Source organism: Veillonella parvula, assembly GCF_001553335.1.
Lineage (GTDB): Bacteria > Bacillota > Negativicutes > Veillonellales > Veillonellaceae > Veillonella > Veillonella parvula_S.
This window is the reverse complement of the sequence record NZ_KQ960801.1, coordinates 24,637-43,161: the sequence shown is the minus strand read 5'-3', so window position 1 is coordinate 43,161 and position 18,525 is coordinate 24,637. Positions and strand designations below refer to the sequence as shown.

At 41.0% G+C, this 18,525-nt stretch carries 16 protein-coding genes; all 16 read right to left on the bottom strand.

Translation table 11 applies throughout. The features are described 5' to 3' along the window. Positions 1-15: 15 nt before the first annotated feature. The 16 genes from HMPREF1865_RS07240 to HMPREF1865_RS07165 all read right to left on the bottom strand — a co-directional run bounded on the left by HMPREF1865_RS07240 (position 16) and on the right by HMPREF1865_RS07165 (position 18,481). Entirely contained in the window at positions 16-927 is a 912-nt protein-coding gene (locus tag HMPREF1865_RS07240; RefSeq protein ID WP_060919687.1) for a LysR family transcriptional regulator, read from the bottom strand. Between the two features lie 13 nt (positions 928-940). After that, entirely contained in the window at positions 941-1,684 is a 744-nt protein-coding gene (locus HMPREF1865_RS07235; protein ID WP_060919686.1) for a Bax inhibitor-1/YccA family protein, read from the bottom strand. A gap of 35 nt (positions 1,685-1,719) precedes the next feature. Continuing rightward, entirely contained in the window at positions 1,720-3,468 is a 1,749-nt protein-coding gene (gene pyk, locus HMPREF1865_RS07230; RefSeq protein ID WP_060919685.1) for a pyruvate kinase, read from the bottom strand. Between the two features lie 93 nt (positions 3,469-3,561). Continuing rightward, on the bottom strand, positions 3,562-6,969 hold the full coding sequence (locus HMPREF1865_RS07225) for a DNA polymerase III subunit alpha (protein ID WP_060919684.1): 3,408 nt from the start codon (positions 6,967-6,969) through the stop codon (positions 3,562-3,564). A gap of 12 nt (positions 6,970-6,981) precedes the next feature. Next, on the bottom strand, positions 6,982-7,749 hold the full coding sequence (locus tag HMPREF1865_RS07220) for a M48 family metallopeptidase (protein ID WP_042975903.1): 768 nt from the start codon (positions 7,747-7,749) through the stop codon (positions 6,982-6,984). A 245-nt stretch (positions 7,750-7,994) separates the two neighbouring features. Continuing rightward, complete coding sequence (locus HMPREF1865_RS07215; protein WP_039965274.1) at positions 7,995-8,759, bottom strand: DUF3969 family protein; 765 nt, start codon at positions 8,757-8,759, stop codon at positions 7,995-7,997. Between the two features lie 137 nt (positions 8,760-8,896). Then, positions 8,897-9,769: a hypothetical protein gene (locus HMPREF1865_RS07210; RefSeq protein WP_004696814.1), complete on the bottom strand. Its 873-nt coding sequence runs from the start codon at positions 9,767-9,769 to the stop codon at positions 8,897-8,899. Positions 9,770-9,807: 38 nt separating this feature from the next. After that, positions 9,808-10,695, bottom strand: coding sequence for an immunity protein YezG family protein (locus HMPREF1865_RS07205; protein ID WP_004696852.1), 888 nt, complete (start codon positions 10,693-10,695; stop codon positions 9,808-9,810). Between the two features lie 40 nt (positions 10,696-10,735). Continuing rightward, complete coding sequence (locus tag HMPREF1865_RS07200) at positions 10,736-11,116, bottom strand: hypothetical protein (RefSeq protein ID WP_060919683.1); 381 nt, start codon at positions 11,114-11,116, stop codon at positions 10,736-10,738. Positions 11,117-11,339: 223 nt separating this feature from the next. Further along, positions 11,340-11,801: a helix-turn-helix domain-containing protein gene (locus tag HMPREF1865_RS07195; protein WP_060919682.1), complete on the bottom strand. Its 462-nt coding sequence runs from the start codon at positions 11,799-11,801 to the stop codon at positions 11,340-11,342. A gap of 46 nt (positions 11,802-11,847) precedes the next feature. After that, positions 11,848-13,152, bottom strand: a complete 1,305-nt coding sequence (hemL, locus tag HMPREF1865_RS07190; protein WP_060919681.1) for a glutamate-1-semialdehyde 2,1-aminomutase — start codon at positions 13,150-13,152, stop codon at positions 11,848-11,850. A 9-nt stretch (positions 13,153-13,161) separates the two neighbouring features. Next, a complete protein-coding gene (gene hemB, locus HMPREF1865_RS07185; protein WP_004695239.1) occupies positions 13,162-14,136 on the bottom strand; it encodes a porphobilinogen synthase in 975 nt (324 codons plus the stop codon). Positions 14,137-14,145: 9 nt separating this feature from the next. Beyond that, entirely contained in the window at positions 14,146-15,654 is a 1,509-nt protein-coding gene (cobA, locus tag HMPREF1865_RS07180) for a uroporphyrinogen-III C-methyltransferase (protein WP_060919680.1), read from the bottom strand. Next, positions 15,651-16,589, bottom strand: coding sequence for a hydroxymethylbilane synthase (hemC, locus tag HMPREF1865_RS07175; RefSeq protein ID WP_039965270.1), 939 nt, complete (start codon positions 16,587-16,589; stop codon positions 15,651-15,653). Before hemC ends, cobA begins: the two co-directional genes overlap by 4 nt. Positions 16,590-16,593: 4 nt before the next feature. Continuing rightward, positions 16,594-17,865, bottom strand: a complete 1,272-nt coding sequence (hemA, locus tag HMPREF1865_RS07170) for a glutamyl-tRNA reductase (protein ID WP_004696829.1) — start codon at positions 17,863-17,865, stop codon at positions 16,594-16,596. Further along, on the bottom strand, positions 17,834-18,481 hold the full coding sequence (locus HMPREF1865_RS07165; protein WP_060919679.1) for a precorrin-2 dehydrogenase/sirohydrochlorin ferrochelatase family protein: 648 nt from the start codon (positions 18,479-18,481) through the stop codon (positions 17,834-17,836). Before HMPREF1865_RS07165 ends, hemA begins: the two co-directional genes overlap by 32 nt. Positions 18,482-18,525: the final 44 nt, after the last annotated feature.

The window sequence follows — 18,525 nt, the reverse complement described above, 5'->3', positions numbered from 1 at the left end:
CTCTATTGATAATTCCTAGGACTTATATTCTCTAAGTATACTATTATCTACAACGGTGTGTTCCTTGTAATAATTACGGACATATTCAATAAAGGTTTTAACAACGATTAAATTTTCCGAATCTTTTGTGTACACCATATTGGTATCACGGGTGATATATTCACCATTTTTACTGCGTAATGGGCTCACATAGATATCTTTGTCCTTACAGGATCCAAGTCCCATATACGTCAAGATAGACCATCCTAGACCTGCGCGCACAAAGTGACGACACGTACTCATAGAATTTACGTCCATCGCCACACTTGGAGGCTCGTCAAAATGTTCTGCACACCAAGTTTCGATAATATTTGCCACCGATGCATCTGTTTGGTATTTAATGAACGGTACCTTTACTAAGGATTCAGGCGGCACTAATTCTTTATATACAAGACAATATGGCTCTGCTAGTAACAGTTCAGACTTACCAGATACGTCATAGCCACCACGAGCAAAGGCGACCATACAGTCACCAGTATTAAACATTTTTACCACTTGATGGCTGAAAGCAGTCTTCACCTGAATATGAACATCAGGATATTGTTCGCGGAAAGCTCTCAATAAAGCCGGTAGTTCATAATCTGCAAAGTTGATAGATGATGCGATTTTCAAGGTCCCTTGAATCTTGCCAGAAGCGGAGTTCATAGCGTGCTCCAAAGCCTCTTCTTCTTGCATCATTCGCTTACAGTAATCATAGAAAATTTCGCCTTGTGCCGTGAGGGCAATCCCCTCAGCAGTCCGCAACAACAGAGAATGGCCCAAGGCTTTTTCCATATGGCGCAACCGATAACTCAACGCTGGTTGCGATAAAAATAATTTTTCTGCAGCCCTTGTAATATTGCCTTCATCGACAACAGTAACAAAGGTTTGCCATTCTCTATCGTCCATACAAACTCCTTTATTATCGCTTATTACCAAAGATGCGTAATAAGGATAAGAATAAGTTAATGAAATCTAAGTATAGGCTCAAAGCGCCTGTGATTTCAATGCGGTCTAAAATTGTTTCATCCTCCATGAGCGCCACTTGAGTCACATTATTTTTAATGCGGTTCACATCGATAGCTGTAAAGATAGAGAATACTACAACACCTACATAACCTAGAACTAAACTAACAGTATCACTAAAGCCACTGAGTACAGTCCAGTTAAAGAAGCGGGCCCCCATCATCACCAAGGATACGATAATCATGCCGAACAATGCCGCCATCACATATGGTGTAAGGGATGATAAATTACGTTTAGTTGTAGTCCCTACCACGGCAAAGCCAATGAAGAAAGCAAGCGTACCTATTAATGCCGGAATAACTACATCAAACACATTGTATCGCAACGATACCAAAGTCAATGTGAGACCATTCAAAGCACTATAGAGGAAGAACATACCTCGTAACGTCATTACATTAGCAGAATATGCACGAGCACTAAAAAGGAATACCACACCTAGCTCTACTAATAAGATAATATTAAAATTTTGGTACGCAAAGCGTAACCAATTTGGATTCACTAATGCAGCAAAGCCAACACCAATAGTTGTAAGTAAACCTACAACCATCCACAAGAAAGAGCCTTTTAATCGTTGGGATACGATACTTTCAACCTGTGCAACCTCAGCTGCAGTAGGTCCTGTTACATTATATGGATTCATACTATCCCTCCTTATTTAATTATCACTCATAGAGATTATCGAGCATTGGCAATGCCCGCAAACACCTTGCCCCGTTCACCATCGATCGTCACTTCTTGACCTTCGAGGAGAACTTCATGAGCATTTTTAGCGCCTAAAATAACCGGAATACCATAGGTAATGCCCGCAATAGCGCTGTCCGATGTATAACCATCTTCTACGGCGATGATACCACCAGCACGTTTGGCAATAGCCATCAATTCAGGCTCCATTGTGCCTACCACAAGGATGTCGCCGTCCTTGAAGCTTTCATAATTACCCTTATGATTAGCCGCAATGTACACATTACCTGTAACGGATTTACGTAAAATACCATTGCCAGACAAGAGTACTCGACCTGCAATATGAACGCGAATCATGTTTGTAGTACCGGTTGCACCGGATGGCACACCAGCGGTAACAACTACAAGGTCACCAGACTCGATAGCACCAGTGCCAAGTGCACCGGTAATGGCTTGTTTTACCATTTCATCGGAGTTGATAATTTCATGACCTTTGATAGCCTCTACGCCCCAGCATAATTGCATGCGACGAATAGTTTCCTCATGAGGTGTGACAGCGATGATTTTACAATCTGGACGATGACGAGCCACACTAAGTGCGGTGTGACCAGATTCAGTACATGTCAAAATAGCTGCGGCCCCGAGGTTTTGAGCTACGCGCACGCTAGCCAAGCATACGGCGCTTGTAGTAGTCATTTCTTCATCCTCACGAGCGCGACTATAGCTATCGTAAATAGCAGCCTTTTCCGTTACTTCTGCAATGCGAGTCATGGTCGCAACAGCTTCTACAGGATAAGCCCCATTGGCTGTTTCACCAGATAACATAATCGCATCGGTACCATCCAAAATGGCGTTAGCTACGTCACTTGCTTCCGCACGTGTTGGACGTGGATTTTGAATCATAGACTCGAGCATTTGTGTCGCCGTAATAACGGGTTTACCCAAGTTATTGCATTTTTCAATCATCATCTTTTGAAGTACTGGCACTTCTTCTGCCGGAATTTCTACACCGAGATCGCCACGCGCAACCATGAGGCCATCAGCTACTTCCAAGATTTCATCAATATTTTTAACGCCTTCTGCATTTTCAATTTTCGCGATAATCTTAATATCTTTTTTCTCAGACTCAAGAATGCGGCGAATAGCCACAATGTCTTTCCCCCGTTGCATGAAGGATGCGGCCACAAAGTCTACCCCTTGTTGACAGCCAAAGCGCAAGTCCGCTTCATCCTGTTCAGATACGGGTGGCAAGCTTAGTGCTACACCTGGTACGGCTACGCGCTTGCGGTTGCCGATTTCTCCGCTATTTTGAACAGTTGTAACGATATTATTGCCTTCGATAGCATCGATGGTAAGTGTTACAAGCCCATCAGCCAAAAGGATTTTATCCCCTACGGACACATCGCCTGTAAGACCTTTGTGGTTCACGGAGCTAAGCTCTTTTGTGCCTTCCACATCATCTGTAGTCAACGTAAATTGTTGACCCGCTTCGAGGAATACCTTGCCCTCTTTAAATAGACCAAGACGCACCTCAGGGCCTTTTGTGTCGAGCAATAATGCGATTGGTTTATTCACAATCATCGCTGCATCGCGCACCATTTGCATGCGTTCTGCTTGCTCTTCATGGGATCCGTGAGAGAAGTTAAAACGAGCTACGTTCATGCCCGCCCGCATCATATCTTCTAAGATACCAAATTTATCCGTTCCCGGACCTACAGTACATACGATCTTTGTACGTTTCATCTTTCCTCCTATGAAAGCACATCTAAGATTGGATCTTTCATTTCTTATTATATCAATGTTGGTGAAAGTTATCTGTGCCTCACGCAACATATATTATTGCATCTCTACGGAGCCCTCGCCTAGAATAGATTCAATAGCCCTGATGGATTCATCACTAGGGTCAAAGCACATATTTGGTGGCAGATTAATCCGTTTTCGTTGACGGTGTAAATATAATGACGTTGGCACGGAGCCAGCGGTATTAGTCAATACACGTTTTAAAGCTTCACTATTTTCTGGTGTATCATATTGGCTATAAATGTGGATTGCCACCTGTTTTGCCTGACTATAGTTTACCTTTAATGGCGTAATACGGTCTGCAATGATTTGCACGCCCTTTTCATCCGCATCAACCCGACCTTTTACCTTAACAATCATATCGACCGCAAGGAATTGCTGACTTTGACTAAAGACCTTAGGGAATGCCACTACATTAGCCGCACCAGAATAATCTTCGATGCGAAGAATGGACATAACCTCATTACGCTTTGTCATGCGGTCCGATTTATTTTCAATAAGACCGCCAAAGGTAATGGTTTGACCATCGTATTGCTCTGGATTTTCTACGAGAGCGCCCAGTTCAAAGAGGCCCTCCAACTCCTTCGCATATCCTTGCAATGGATGCCCCGTAATGTAAAAGCCGGTATATTCCTTTTCATCCTTTAACTTATCGTCTTCCGATAAATCTTCCACATTGGGAACAGGAATGAAATCGACAGCTTCGTCCATATCTCCAAATAGGTTCATGGTACCCATAGCGGCATCCTTTTGCTCTTTAGCACCAACGGCTTGTGCGCTTTCATACATATGCAACAATTGGTTACGATTTTCCTTGAAACCATCCATGGCACCACAACGAATGAGACTTTCAAGCAATCGTTTATTAACAACCTTATTGTCCACCCGTTTGCAGAAGTCCACGATATCCGTATACAGACCGTGCTCATTGCGCTCACGAATCAAGCGATCGATGGCATTATCCCCTACGTTCTTGATACCGCCAAGTCCGAAACGAATAGCGTCGTCTTGCACGGCAAAGCTTCGCTCAGAATAGTTAATATCTGGGCCTAGTACCTTAACATTGTGTTTCTTGCAGGCATTGATGTAATAAGTCAATTTCTGCATGTTCTGCATGAAGCTAGTCATGGTTGCAGCCATAAACTCAGGGAAATAGTGGGCTTTCAAATACGCCGTTTGGTACGCGATATACGCATACGCCGCACTATGCGATTTATTAAAGCCATAGCCTGCGAAGTATACAAGCAAATCAAATACTTCGTTCGCCACGGATTCATCAATACCGTTTTTAACGGAGCCCTGAATAAAAGACTCGCGCTGTGCTTTTAAGACAGATTCCTTTTTCTTACCCATGGCACGGCGCATCAAATCCGCTTGACCAAGGGAGAATCCACCCATGGCGGACGCAATCTGCATAACCTGTTCTTGGTATAAGATTACCCCGAAAGTATCTTTCAATATAGGTTCCAAAATAGGATGTAAATAAGCAACCTCTTTTTTACCATGACGGCGGTCGATAAAATCCGCCACCATACCAGAGCCTAATGGACCTGGACGATACAAGGCTACCAACGGAATCAAGTCCTCAAAATGCTCAGGCTTAAGATCCATTACAAGCTTAGTAATACCTTCCGACTCAAGCTGGAATACACCAGATGTGTCGCCCTTTGTGAGGAGGTCGCAAGCCGCCTTATCATCTAGTGGGATAGCATCTAAGTCGAGGTCAATGCCGCGGTTAGCCTTGATGAGCTTTAAGGCATCCCCCATAACTGTCAAGGTACGGAGGCCCAAGAAGTCCATCTTTAAGAGGCCTAATTCCTCGATATTATCCTTATCGTACTGCGTTACAAAGCCTTCATCGTTGGCATTTTGTACCGGTACGTGGTCATCTAGTGGGTCCGCAGAAATTACGACGCCCGCTGCATGAGTGGACGAATTGCGTGCAATTCCTTCTAACTTTTTACCGAAATCAAACAGTTCTTTTACATTTGAATCAGATTCATATAAAGCCTTTAAGTCCTTACCTTGTAACGCCTTATCTAAGGTAATACCCAATTCGTTAGGAATCATCTTAGCAATACGATTTACCTCCGCCAGTGGTAAGTCGAGCACGCGGCCTACGTCACGAATAACGGCACGAGCCGCTTCTGTACCAAAGGTAATAATCTGAGATACACGAGCTTGACCGTATTTTCTTGTCACATATTCGATAGCTTGACCACGCTTTTCATAGCAGAAGTCAATATCGATATCAGGCATGCTTACCCGCTCTGGATTTAAGAACCGTTCAAAGAGCAAGTCGTATTTCAATGGATCAAGACCGGTAATACCCAATAGGTAGGCTACTACAGAACCTGCCGCAGAACCACGGCCAGGGCCGACTAAGATATCATGCTCACGAGCATAGCGTACATAGTCCCATACGATGAGGAAGTAATCCTCAAAGCCCATGGTACCAATAACATCTAACTCGTAGTCGAGACGTTTTTGTAATTCTTCAGAGGTCTCCCCATAAAGGCGAGGAATTTCTCGTTCACAAACCTTACGTAAATACGTTTTAGAGGTTTCCCCTTCTGGCACATCAAAGTGCGGCAAGTGATGTTCATCAAAATTAAACTCTACATTACAGCGGTCTGCAATTTTTAAGGTGTTTTCAATGGCCCCCGGAATATGTCCAAATAGCTCTGCCATTTCATCCCCAGACTTGAGATAGAACTCATCATTCGGGAATTTTAAGCGGTCTACCTCAGCACGGCGACGACCTGTAGAAATACATACCTTTATATCTTGCGCGTCTGCATCCTCTTTTAAGACATAGTGGAAATCATTAGACGCTACAATGCCAAGACCATATTCCTTGCTGAGCTTAATGAGCTCCTCTTGGGCCTTAGCCTCCTCCGGCAAGCCATGATTTTGAATTTCTAAGAAGAAATTATCCTTGCCGTACGTCTCGATATACCATTCGATGGAACGCTTTGCGCCTTCCATATTGTCTTGCAGAATATACTGAGGAATTTCCCCCTGAATACACGCACTAAGGGCAATAATCCCTTTGCTATATTGGCGCAACAAATCTCGGTCTGCACGAGGACGATACAACATACCTTCCGTAGATGCTTTAGACACGATTTTAACAAGATTACGATACCCTTCCATGGTCTCCGCCAATAGGATGAGATGTTTTAATCGTTCACGGCTACGACCTTCAGGCCGATCAAATCGGCTATGTTCCGTTACATATACTTCACAACCAATGATAGGCTTAACGCCTTGGGCTATACACTCTTTATAGAAATAAATAGCTGCGTACATATTGCCGTGATCTGTAATGGCAAGGGCGGGCTGATTTAACTCCTTCGCACGACGTACCATGTCAGGCAAACGACTGATTCCGTCAAGCAAACTAAACTCTGTATGACTATGTAAATGTACAAATGGCTGCATGGTACACCTCCTTTAAGGGCGATGAGCAAAATACACGTTCAATGACTTCTTACGAGCCTTCCAATCTGGCAAAAACTGTGCCACGAGATTGTGAAAGTTCTTGGAATGGTCTAAATATTTAAAATGAGCAAACTCATGAACCATAACGTACTCAATATACGCCTGTGGTCCCTCTAACAAACGGGTGTTCATCTTGACGAGCTGCTTTGCAGGCGTACAAGAACCCCAACGACTCTTCATTCGCTGCTGTTTTATGATTGGCATAGGCACATCAATACCTTGCTTGTGAAAGCGCTGATACACGACCTTTGCCCAGTGGACAAAGACCTTCTCCCCTAAATTACGCCAGTAACTCTGCATTAATTTATGCTTTGCTTCAAAGGTCGTACCCTGAGGTACAACCATGGTAAGAATGGCTTTCCCGTCAAAGCCTATGTGAGGCTTTCCATCCTGCTCAACTAAGCGCAACGTAACTGGAATGCCGAGGATGGATAAACTTTCACCATTCACATACTGCAACGCATCGACGCGCTTGGCATTCAATGCATCAATCTTGTAACGAGCCCGCTCAATGAAGGACATATTCTCGATGACAAACTTGTCCACCCTATAATCCGGCACATACCCATTCGCCGACACATGGATCACACCATCCTTTGTAATGCGCATGTTCATGTTCTTCACACGCTTGATGGTTAACTCATATTCAATTCTGTCGCCATTATAGGTAATAGACCTAGTTGTTGAAGTATTCATACCTTTTATTTTATCATAAAACACTCATGAAAACGTAGAATTCTGGTAATTTTAATAGAACTACTTAGATTTTAATCAATACTGATTTTTATTAGTTTTCAATATAAAAATGACACCTATACCAGTCCCTTATGAAAGGTATAGATGTCATTAAAATAAGCTTATAACATTTAACACTAAATATTATTTAAGGATAGAAGTTAATAAAGGTTAATCCCAAAATTAAAAGTAATCATAAGTATAGAACCAACTTAATAATCTTTTAGAATCTATAATCCCAAGTCTATAAACTTCCCTAAAACTTTAATTTGCCAGAACATCCCTCTAGTAGCTTTTAAATCAATGTCTGTTTTTAACTTATCAAAACTCACATCATAAAATGGTAATAATACCTGTAATGATGCTAATTTTGCTTTCATAGTAATTAATTCTTTACTTAATTGCCCGGATATATTAGTATCAACTATCTCCTGTAAATTGGAAATACATGCTTGAAAATCTTCATTCTGAATACGTTCACACGTATATATTTCAGACAAATAGGTCTGTTTAATACAACTTAAGATTGATTCAGAAATGAATTCAGGTTTTTGTAAGACTTCATACAATCCTAACAAAAACAACGCCCAAAATATCTCCTCTACATAATCGGTAAAGAAATAGATACCGAACTTCTTTTCATCATGTGTAGAAATCTTTAACGCTTCAGATAAAGTATTACCCTCTAACTCCCGTTCTATTAAAGCAATCCAACTACTGCATTCAATATCATCTAACATATCATTTAATGGTGGTATAGGAATCCTACGAGCCATCCACTCATCAACATCCTCTAAACTCATCCCATCTCCAATAATATTTAACAATTTATCGGACAGATGTGCTTTTCTACACATTAATCGAATTAACATACTAAATATGTAATATTCTAGAATGGTCAAATCAATATAATTTCGTCTATATGCCTTAACAGCGCCCAATATAAAGACCATTAAAAATGTATCTAAACTTTTTTTATTTTTAAAATAAATCATAATTATACCTCTACCCACTATATTATTTTAGCTTTTGATTTACTGGTTTATCATTAACCCTTTTTATTTATAGTAATAAATAATATATATTCTTTAGCCAGCCTCCCCAACTAAGTATGAATACATTGAAAAGTTAATCACTCTAAATAGTTTTCTAACCTCATTTTATGTTCTGGTTTTAAGCTCATATTATCTCGTGCAGTGACTAACTTAACAAATAATTCTTCTATAACCTCCTTATCCTCTTTACTAAATTGACTATAATGATCTATAGCTATAATTTTATCTTTCAATTGTTTATCATGATTTCGTTCTTTGATTAATTCATTAATACTAAACTCTTTTGATTTACTAGAAACCATTTCATTAATAAAATTATAATTTAATAAGTTATTAGAATAGTACTTCCATACTATACCAGTTTCTAAATCTATCTTAGTGATGCTTCCAAAATCAACATTATAGAATATATTATTAGAAATTTTATACGTATCAATTTTCGATAATTTAGATCCTGTAGCTAAATTATAAATTCCACGGGTTTCGTAAGAAAAAAAGAATGGAAATCTAATGATACTTCCCTCCTCTATAGGAATTCTTTGCCTAAAATCAGCATAAAATTTGCTTTTCCAAACTTCCTGTTCCGAATCAGAAAAACGACTAAATTCTGGATATACATTAGTAATGTCATTTATTCTGATTTCATTAGATGGCTCTTTATGTAATATAAATACATGTTCGTTATTTAATTCATTATATACACCAATACCATTTGTAGTTATATAATATATTTTCCCTCGTACTTCATCAAAACCAAGAACATTAGAAGCAATTATATTAGTTGGCTCTTTGTAATATATTATACCTCCCCTCAGATCCAAATAGTGGATAAATGGGTGTATAAAATTTGTAGTAAAGAAAAGCCAAACACCCAAAATAATACCTACTACTATTAAACAAGAAAGACCTATTCTCTCAAGCCATTTTTTTGAGTTTCTTCCTATCCGCATGAAAGCTCATCCAATCAATTTCATCAACGAACTTAAAATCATTTATCTCCATAAGTTAGCTCTAAAGATACCTCACCATTAGATGTTAATGTATATACTAAACCAGAGAATGGGTTTTGATTATAGAATTTAAAAGTCTCAATCATCGCTAAAACTTCATTCTTTAAATCATACATAATTTCCGAAATAATAGCCGGCTCTTCATCATTATTTTCTACATACTTTGTAATATATGAATCATCCTCAGTTTTATAAACCCAAAGCTCTACAAAGGGATTATTAACATTCATATCAAAGTGTAATTTAGCACGATGCCAATTTAGAGGGGTTAATTTATATATATTTTTGGCCACTTTATTATAATGTTTTTCAAGTTCCGATTCCAAGCTTTTATGCTTTAACTTAAACACCTTATCAATGGCAGTATAATTTTTTGCTAATACACGAGATTCCATATCTTCCAATAATAAAATACCTCGTGGACCTTTTAGCATTTCTTTATATACATGCGGATCAAATTCATCTTCATTTTCCAAAACACCAAAATTTTTATATACCCACTTATATCTATTTTGGAGCCAGTAATCGTCAGTTACAGGGTCATTATGAAATTCACAATGTGGCTCATAGTCATCGCGTAAAATATACATTGTTCCCCACGTCCATTGTTCTGTAGAGGCTTCATGAAGTAAACGTACATACGTTAAAATCTCACTAGTCCCAGCTTTTATAGATTTTACTTTTTCATCACTGCAATTATATAGCAAATCTCCATAACTAATGATCGAACCAGCCGGGGTTTTTACATAATAACAAGCCGAACTCATACCTGATTCTGTACATTCAAAAAACAAATAACACTTATACCAATGTCTTGGCATACAATCAATAAGTAAATCTCTTATTTTATTAATATATGTATTCATAGTAGTTCCTATTAATCTTCACTTTTCCAATTAAATCTATTTAAATCTTGATGAAATTAAATACAAACATACATGTTAATAAAAATAGCATTGGCAATGTAGAATAAAAATCTTTTTTAGCTTTTTTATTGAGCATTGCTTTCACGTCAGGTGATAAACTAAAATCCGATTCAATAGCAGGAACTCTTAACCACATTTCTAATAAAAACAGAATTACAGATGTCAATTCTAATAAAAACCGCACTAATCTAGAATACCCTGCAAAAATAATATATAAGAAAATTATCACACCTATAGAAAGCTCTGTAATTAACAAAGATTTTGAGCGTTTAATTTTAATATGCTGTAATGTGAAGTATGGATTTTTAATGAAATACAGACAAAATAAAAATGCTAAAAATCCTGCAAATACTACTATCATAACTTTCTCCTATAAGACTAGTAAATATTTATTTCACTTCTATATTTAATTATATGTTAAACTAGCATATACCACCAAAGAATATTTTGTTATATACGGCAAAAAAAAGCACCATCTATCGGGGGACGACTTATGTGTCGATTAGCTCCCCAAATAGATGGTGCTTTTGTTTTAAATTGTGCAAGTTAAGGAATACCCTCAATCTACAAGGTAGTATATTAAACTACTTTATATTCCGTCTTGCCACTAAGCTACCAGCACTGCTAGCTAGTCCAGCCCGATTGATATGTGGGTTCCCATGTTTGTACGTTTTTGGCTTGCTGTCTTTATCTTCTACTTTTGATTTCTCAAATTTAGTAAATAAATTATCTAGCTCACGCAAGAGCGCACGTTTTTGTGAGTCTTTCAACTCGAATACATCACCTTTATAGGCGATGTATTTATTTTTTAGTACAGGACTAAGATCATAGATGGGCTCGTGTTCTTCTCCATTTACATCCAACAGCTCATCCAAGGTCAATCCATAATAGCGAGACAAGGCACAGAGTGTATCTAAATCTGGTTCGCGATACCCTGTTTCGTAATTTGAAAGCGCCGCATTACTGATACCTACGGCCTTTGCTACTTCGATTTGGCTTTTGCCCATGCGCACGCGAGCACGCTTTAAGTTCTTGTAAAACTGCATGTTCATCACCTGTATCGATACATAAACAACTACAAACTATATACTTTTATAATAATGTATCACTGATTTTTTTGAAAGCTTCATCAGCAACGGCTAATGTGCGTTCCACTTCACTACTCTTGTGGCAGATAGATACGAAATTACTTTCATAAGGACTTGGCGCATAGTAAATACCATGGCTCAAGTTATGGTGGAAGAACATTTTGAATTGTTCTTCGTTGCAAGCTGCCGCATCATCAAAGTTCTTAACTGGTTTGTCAGTGAAGAAGATGGTGAACATAGAGCCTACACGCTGTACTACAACAGGCACATTGTATTGTGCCGCCAATCTTTCAAAGCCTTCGCAAAGGGCAATCGTCGTATCTTCTACTTGTTTAAATACCGTTGAATCACGTTGCAGAATGGAAAGCGTTGCCAAACCAGAGGTAACGGCAATTGGGTTACCACTCAATGTACCAGCTTGGTAGATAGGACCAGCTGGTGCAATTTGGTTCATAATCTCACGAGATCCACCGAATACAGCGAGTGGCATGCCACCGCCAACGATTTTTCCAAGGCATGTGAGGTCTGGTTTAATCTTGTAACGTTTTTGAGCACCGCCGCTGCTAGCACGAAAACCGCACATAACTTCGTCGAAGATCAATGCAGCGCCGTGAGCTTTAGTCACTTCGCGCAAGGTTTCGAGGAAACCTGGTACTGGAGGCACACAGCCCATATTACCTGCTACAGGTTCCACGATGATAGCCGCAATGGTATCGCCCATATCGTCGAATAATTTACGAACCGCTTCAGAATCATTGTACGGCAATGTTATGGTATTCTCTGCTACGCCTTGAGGAACGCCAGGGCTATCCGGCACGCCAAAGGTAGCAAGGCCAGAGCCAGCTTTCACCAGGAGCGCATCACTATGACCATGGTAACAGCCTACAAATTTTACGATGCGATCGCGACCAGTATAGCCACGAGCTACGCGCAATGCACTCATGGTAGCCTCTGTACCAGAGTTTACGAGGCGGATAACCTCCATAGATGGCATGAAGGCTTGTATCTTTTTAGCCAATTCTGTTTCTAATAGTGTAGGTGCACCGTAGCTAGTACCGCGAGGAATAGCCTCTTGCAGGCTCGCGATGACTTCAGGGTTCGCATGGCCCAAGATCATAGGTCCCCAGCTCAACACATAGTCGATATATTCGTTGTTATCGATATCATAAATACGGCTGCCGCTGGCACTGCTGATAAACGGAGGGTTAGATCCTACGCTGCGATAGGAGCGAACAGGGCTATTTACGCCGCCTGGCATATAACGTTTAGCCTCGTTAAAGGCCTTTTCAGATTTACCGAGTTGGAACATAGTTCCTCCTTATTGTTGTAACCATTTAGCAATATCTAAGGCATGGTACGTAATGATGATTTTAGCACCAGCACGCTTCATGGAAAGCATTGTTTCCATAACGAGGCGTTCTTCATCGATAAGACCAGCCGCTGCAGCGGATTTTACCATCGCATACTCGCCAGATACATTGTATACTGCAACCGGCAATTCATAGCGGTCACGCGTTTCACGAACGATGTCCAAGTAGGACAAGGCCGGTTTAATCATGATAATATCTGCACCTTCAGCGATGTCGAGTTCGATTTCTCTGAAAGCTTCCAAGCGATTCGCTGGATCCATTTGATAAGATTTGCGGTCACCAAATTTTGGCGCAGAATTAACAGCACCGCGGAACGGACCATAGTAAGCAGATGCGTATTTTGCTGCATAGCTCATGATGGATACATTGGTATAGCCTGCCGCATCAAGGGCTTCACGAATAGCACCTACACGGCCGTCCATCATGTCGGATGGAGCCACCATATGCGCACCTGCTTCCGCTTGGCTTACCGCAACTTTACAAAGCAAAGGCAATGTTTCATCGTTCAAGATTTCATGGTCATCAATCATGCCACAATGCCCTGTCGTAGTATATTGGCATAAGCACACATCAGCTACGACCAATAGGTTTGGCACCGCTGCACGGATGGCTTTGATAGCTTGTTGTACTGGTTGGGACATATCCCATGCAGAGGAACCTTGTTCGTCCTTGTATGTAGGAATACCGAAGATTTCTACGCCAAGAATACCAAGATTATATACCTCTTGCGCTACTTTCACAGCTTCATCAACAGACAAGTGATATTGACCTGGCAATGTGTCGATTTCCTTTTTGATACCTTCACCAGGCACAATAAATAATGGATAAATCAAATCAGTTACGTCGAGTGTCGTTTCGCGTACCAAATCTCGCATTTCTGGATTGATACGCAAGCGGCGAGGACGGTATGTTAAATCGTACATGTAATCCTCCTAAATATCTTTTACAATAGCGTTTACTAAGCCATCAGTTGTATATACATCACTGATGATAGCCGGTTTAAGACCTGCACTCATAGCCGTAGCAGCCGTAATTGGACCGATGCAAGCCACTTTAGTATTGCCTAATAGCTCTAGTGCATTGTCGCCCAATAATTGGATTGTATTTGTTACAGTAGAAGAACTTGTGAAGGTAATGTAATCTACATTGCCTTCTGTTAACGCTGTTACTAATGCTTCTTGTTGAGATGTATCTTGTGTCGTTTCATACAAACGCAAGATATCTACATCCATATCGCGATGACGCAAGCAGCGTGGAATTACATCCCGTGCTACCTTTGGTTGAATCAACAATACGGAATCCCCTGCACTGAGTTCTTCTTCTAGTGCCTCTACAGCAGATTCTGCCTTGTAATCTACAGGAATGATGTCTGGTACGATGCCATATTTATGAAGTTCACGAGCCGTAGCACAGCCGATAGCTGCCACCTTAGAATTGCCTAACGCACGTGTATCTTTGCCTTCTTTATATAGAGCATCGAAGAAGTAGCGAACCCCTTCACCAGATGTGAATACGATGCATTGGTATTGTTTTGTATTATTGATGATACGTTTATCTTCCTCAAACAATTCCAATGGAGATGTTTTAATTGCGGCTGCTTCCACTACATTAGCGCCTTGCGCCGCTAATTTCTCACGGAATGCACTTGCTTGGGAGCGAGCGCGTGTGACTACAACGGTTTTCCCGAATAAAGGTTTATTATCGAACCATTGTAATTTTTCACGAAGGTTGACTACATCGCCTACTACGATAATAGCTGGCGCTTTTAATTGAGCCTTTGCTACATCTTCAACGACATGTTCAAGGGTAGAAACTAATACCTCTTGTACTGCTTTTGTGCCCCATCGAACAAGCGCTACTGGTGTAGAGGCTGCCCGGCCATGAGCCATCAATTTTTCGGCAATGACAGGCAAGTTGCCGACACCCATTACAAAGCAAAGTGTATCTACCGCCGTAGCAAGGCCTTCCCAATGAATGCCAGATACTGCTTTTGTAGGATCCTCATGACCTGTTACAACCGCAAAGGATGTAGCCATAGCGCGTTGTGTTACAGGAATACCCGCATAAGCAGGCGCTGCGATAGGAGATGTTACGCCTGGCACGAATTCAAATGGTACACCGGCTTCACCAAGAGCCATCGCTTCTTCACCGCCACGACCAAATACGAGCGGATCCCCGCCTTTTAAACGCGCTACAATTTTGCCTTCTTTACCCTTTTGTACTAAAAGCTCATTGATTTCCCATTGATGCATTGTGTGATCTTTACATTGCTTACCAGCGTAAATCAATTCAGCATCTGGACGTGCCCATTCTAACAGATGAGCATCCGCTAAATAATCATATACAATTACATCTGCCTTTTCGATGCATTCACGACCTTTTACAGTGATAAGTTTAACATCGCCAGGGCCCGCACCAATTAGATATACCATACCTGTCATTTTATAATTCCTTCCTCTATGAGAGCATCCACAATGCGTTTGCCCCCTTCTTCGTATAAAGCTTTTGCAAGGTTTTTTCCAAGGATTTCTCCCTTTTTAGCAGGGCCAGAGATTTCCCCTTCGTACACAGTTTTTCCATCGAGGGATGCAATCATGGCTTTCAGGGTTAATTGTCCTTTATTGATAGTACCATGCACGCCCATTGGCACTTGGCAACCACCGTTTAGTTGACGCAAGAAACTGCGTTCCCCTTCAACGGCATAGCGCGTTGCTTCATCGTTGATAGGAGCCAACATATCAAGCATTTCCGCATCGTCGGCGCGGCACTCAATAGCGAGAGCCCCTTGACCTACGGCAGGAATCATTTCATCAGCCTTGAAGACTTGTGTGATTTGGTCTTCTAAACCTAATCGTTTAAGCCCTGCTTGAGCCAAGATAACACCATCTAACTTTTCCGTTTCGATCTTGCTCAAACGAGTCTGTACATTACCGCGAATAACCTCTACCTTTAGGTCAGGTCGAGCATGCAGTAACTGCGCTTGCCGGCGTAAACTGCTGGTACCAACGCGAGCTCCTTGTGGCAATTTGTCTAGTGTTTTATACACGGGACTCACCAGCGCATCATAAGGCACTTCACGAGCAGAAATAGCCCCAAGAGTGAGGCCTTCTGGCAACTCTGTAGGCATATCCTTTAAGCTATGTACGGCGATATCGATATCGCCTTTATGCATAGCCTCTTCTAGCTCAGCAGTAAATAAACCTTTACCACCAACTTGAGCCAGTGGTTTCTCTAGGATACGGTCACCCTTTGTATTAAAGTGAACTAGCTCTACCGTAATATTGGGGTACAGACGTTGTAATTCTGCACTAATATGTTCAGCCTGCCATAGGGCAAGGGCACTTTTTCGCGTGCCGATTCGAATATGATCTCTCATGGCATTAGCCTTCTTTCTCAAGATTAAACATATCTTTGAATAAGTCCCAGTACAGACCTTCTTCCTCCGTACCAGCAATTTCGTTGAAGTGAATCATCGGTTCACGCAACATTTTGCGAATGATCATGCGACTCATCGAGTCCATAACACGGCGCTCTTTATCGGAAATATCTGGTAATTTAGCTAATGCGCGATGTAATTCACGACGGCGAATACGCTCCGCTTTTTCTGTAAGCAATGCCATCATCGGACGCACTGTTAAATAGCTTAATTTATCCAATAGCTCTTCAATAGCATCGTGAATAATAGGTTCTGCCCGACGAGCTTCCTCTTCGCGCTGCGCCTTATTTTCTTCTACTACACTTTCAAGAGAATCAATATTAAATAGATAAATACCGTCCAAGTCTGCCACCGCAGGGTCGATATCGCGAGGCACCGCTATATCGATCATAACGATAGGTTCACCTTTACGAAGAGTCGTAATTTTCTTGGCTTCTCGTTCCGTAATAATATAATGTGGTGCCCCTGTAGATGTGATAAGAATATCCGCATCTTTAGCATAGTCTACAAAGTTATCGAGCTTAACAGCTTTACCATTAAAGCGTTCCGCTAACATTTCAGCCTTAGCAAAGGTTCTATTAGATACGAAAATCGTTTTTACACCCTTCGCTTGTAAATGTGTAGCCGTCAACTCGCTCATAGTACCTGCCCCTAAAATGAGTACCGTAGCTTCAGATAATGGCTTATCTAAGCTATCCTCAGCTAGGTTAACAGCGGTGTAACTAACGGATACAGGCGTATTTGCAATGCCCGTATTGGTACGCACCTTTTTACCAACCCCAATAGCACGTTGGAATAAAATATTAAATATTGTGCCCGTACAGCCTGCGCTATAAGCTTGAATATAGGCTCCTTTTAATTGGCTCAAGATTTGACCTTCCCCCAACACAAGGGAATCAAGGCTAGCAGACACACGGAATAGATGTTCAATACAGTCCCGTTCTTCGTAGAAGAAGAATGCATCTGCATCAATATAATCTGCCCCTTTTAAATCTTTTAACACTGCCAACATGTAATCCTTTGGAAATTCTACGCCTTCTAAAGCAGCATAAATTTCCGTTCTATTACAGGTGGATAATATAACGCATTCTGAGATACAGTCAAATTCATAGAGGCGGTTTAGTGCGGCAACTACCTCGTCTTTATCAAACGAGAAACGTTCACGCACCTCTACAGCGGCACTTCTATGATTTAGACCTAATACCACTAATTGCATGGTTAAGTTTCTCCTCTATAATCGTCCACTCTCCCTTGAGAATGGCTTCAAATGTTTCTACCGTCAGATTGTCTCGCCAAAATTTCTGTCGAGCCTCTGGAGTAGGAAGCAGTAACTTTACTTCTTCTCTAAATATTTTAAGTCTAGGCATAGCCTTTTGCAACTGACCATAACGATTCATCATATCTTGTCGTACGAGACGATTAATACGAGGGCCTACATTATTGGCGCTAATAGCAATACGAAGATCGCCTAGCTCAAGTGATGAAGGTATGGTAAACCTACACGCCCCAGGGTCATCACTGCGGTTGGTCCACACGCGATGCTTTTTGCCAAGTGCATGCAACGAATCGTTCAATTTATGATTATCTGTGCAGATAAAGAACAAACTGCTCGTTATGATGAATTGTTCATCATCACTGGTGAAAGCACGGTCCCACCATGTGATGCGATTTTCTTTTGCCCATTGGCTAATCGTATCCGTTACAGCAGGAGCGATAACGACAATTTGGCAAGGCTCCTCAATAAAAAGCTGCATCCGTCGTTCCGCTACTTCTCCGCCGCCTACGAATAGGATTATATCTTCAGTTGTAGGTTGAAATGTTATAGATACCATGGCTGTCCTACTATATATAAAAAAATCGGCTTGATGGTCAAGCC

Excerpts from the sequence above, each read along its gene's own strand:
- HMPREF1865_RS07165 (WP_060919679.1), bottom strand. The coding sequence starts at position 18,481 with ATGGTATCTATAACATTTCAACCTACAACTGAAGATATAATCCTATTC.
- HMPREF1865_RS07225 (WP_060919684.1), bottom strand. The coding sequence starts at position 6,969 with ATGCAGCCATTTGTACATTTACATAGTCATACAGAGTTTAGTTTGCTT.
- hemC (WP_039965270.1), bottom strand. The coding sequence starts at position 16,589 with ATGAGAGATCATATTCGAATCGGCACGCGAAAAAGTGCCCTTGCCCTA.
- HMPREF1865_RS07195 (WP_060919682.1), bottom strand. The coding sequence starts at position 11,801 with ATGCAGTTTTACAAGAACTTAAAGCGTGCTCGCGTGCGCATGGGCAAA.
- cobA (WP_060919680.1), bottom strand. The coding sequence starts at position 15,654 with ATGACAGGTATGGTATATCTAATTGGTGCGGGCCCTGGCGATGTTAAA.
- HMPREF1865_RS07240 (WP_060919687.1), bottom strand. The coding sequence starts at position 927 with ATGGACGATAGAGAATGGCAAACCTTTGTTACTGTTGTCGATGAAGGC.
- pyk (WP_060919685.1), bottom strand. The coding sequence starts at position 3,468 with ATGAAACGTACAAAGATCGTATGTACTGTAGGTCCGGGAACGGATAAA.
- hemA (WP_004696829.1), bottom strand. The coding sequence starts at position 17,865 with ATGCAATTAGTGGTATTAGGTCTAAATCATAGAAGTGCCGCTGTAGAG.
- HMPREF1865_RS07215 (WP_039965274.1), bottom strand. The coding sequence starts at position 8,759 with ATGATTTATTTTAAAAATAAAAAAAGTTTAGATACATTTTTAATGGTC.
- hemB (WP_004695239.1), bottom strand. The coding sequence starts at position 14,136 with ATGTACGATTTAACATACCGTCCTCGCCGCTTGCGTATCAATCCAGAA.
- HMPREF1865_RS07205 (WP_004696852.1), bottom strand. The coding sequence starts at position 10,695 with ATGAATACATATATTAATAAAATAAGAGATTTACTTATTGATTGTATG.
- HMPREF1865_RS07235 (WP_060919686.1), bottom strand. The coding sequence starts at position 1,684 with ATGAATCCATATAATGTAACAGGACCTACTGCAGCTGAGGTTGCACAG.
- HMPREF1865_RS07210 (WP_004696814.1), bottom strand. The coding sequence starts at position 9,769 with ATGCGGATAGGAAGAAACTCAAAAAAATGGCTTGAGAGAATAGGTCTT.
- hemL (WP_060919681.1), bottom strand. The coding sequence starts at position 13,152 with ATGTTCCAACTCGGTAAATCTGAAAAGGCCTTTAACGAGGCTAAACGT.
- HMPREF1865_RS07200 (WP_060919683.1), bottom strand. The coding sequence starts at position 11,116 with ATGATAGTAGTATTTGCAGGATTTTTAGCATTTTTATTTTGTCTGTAT.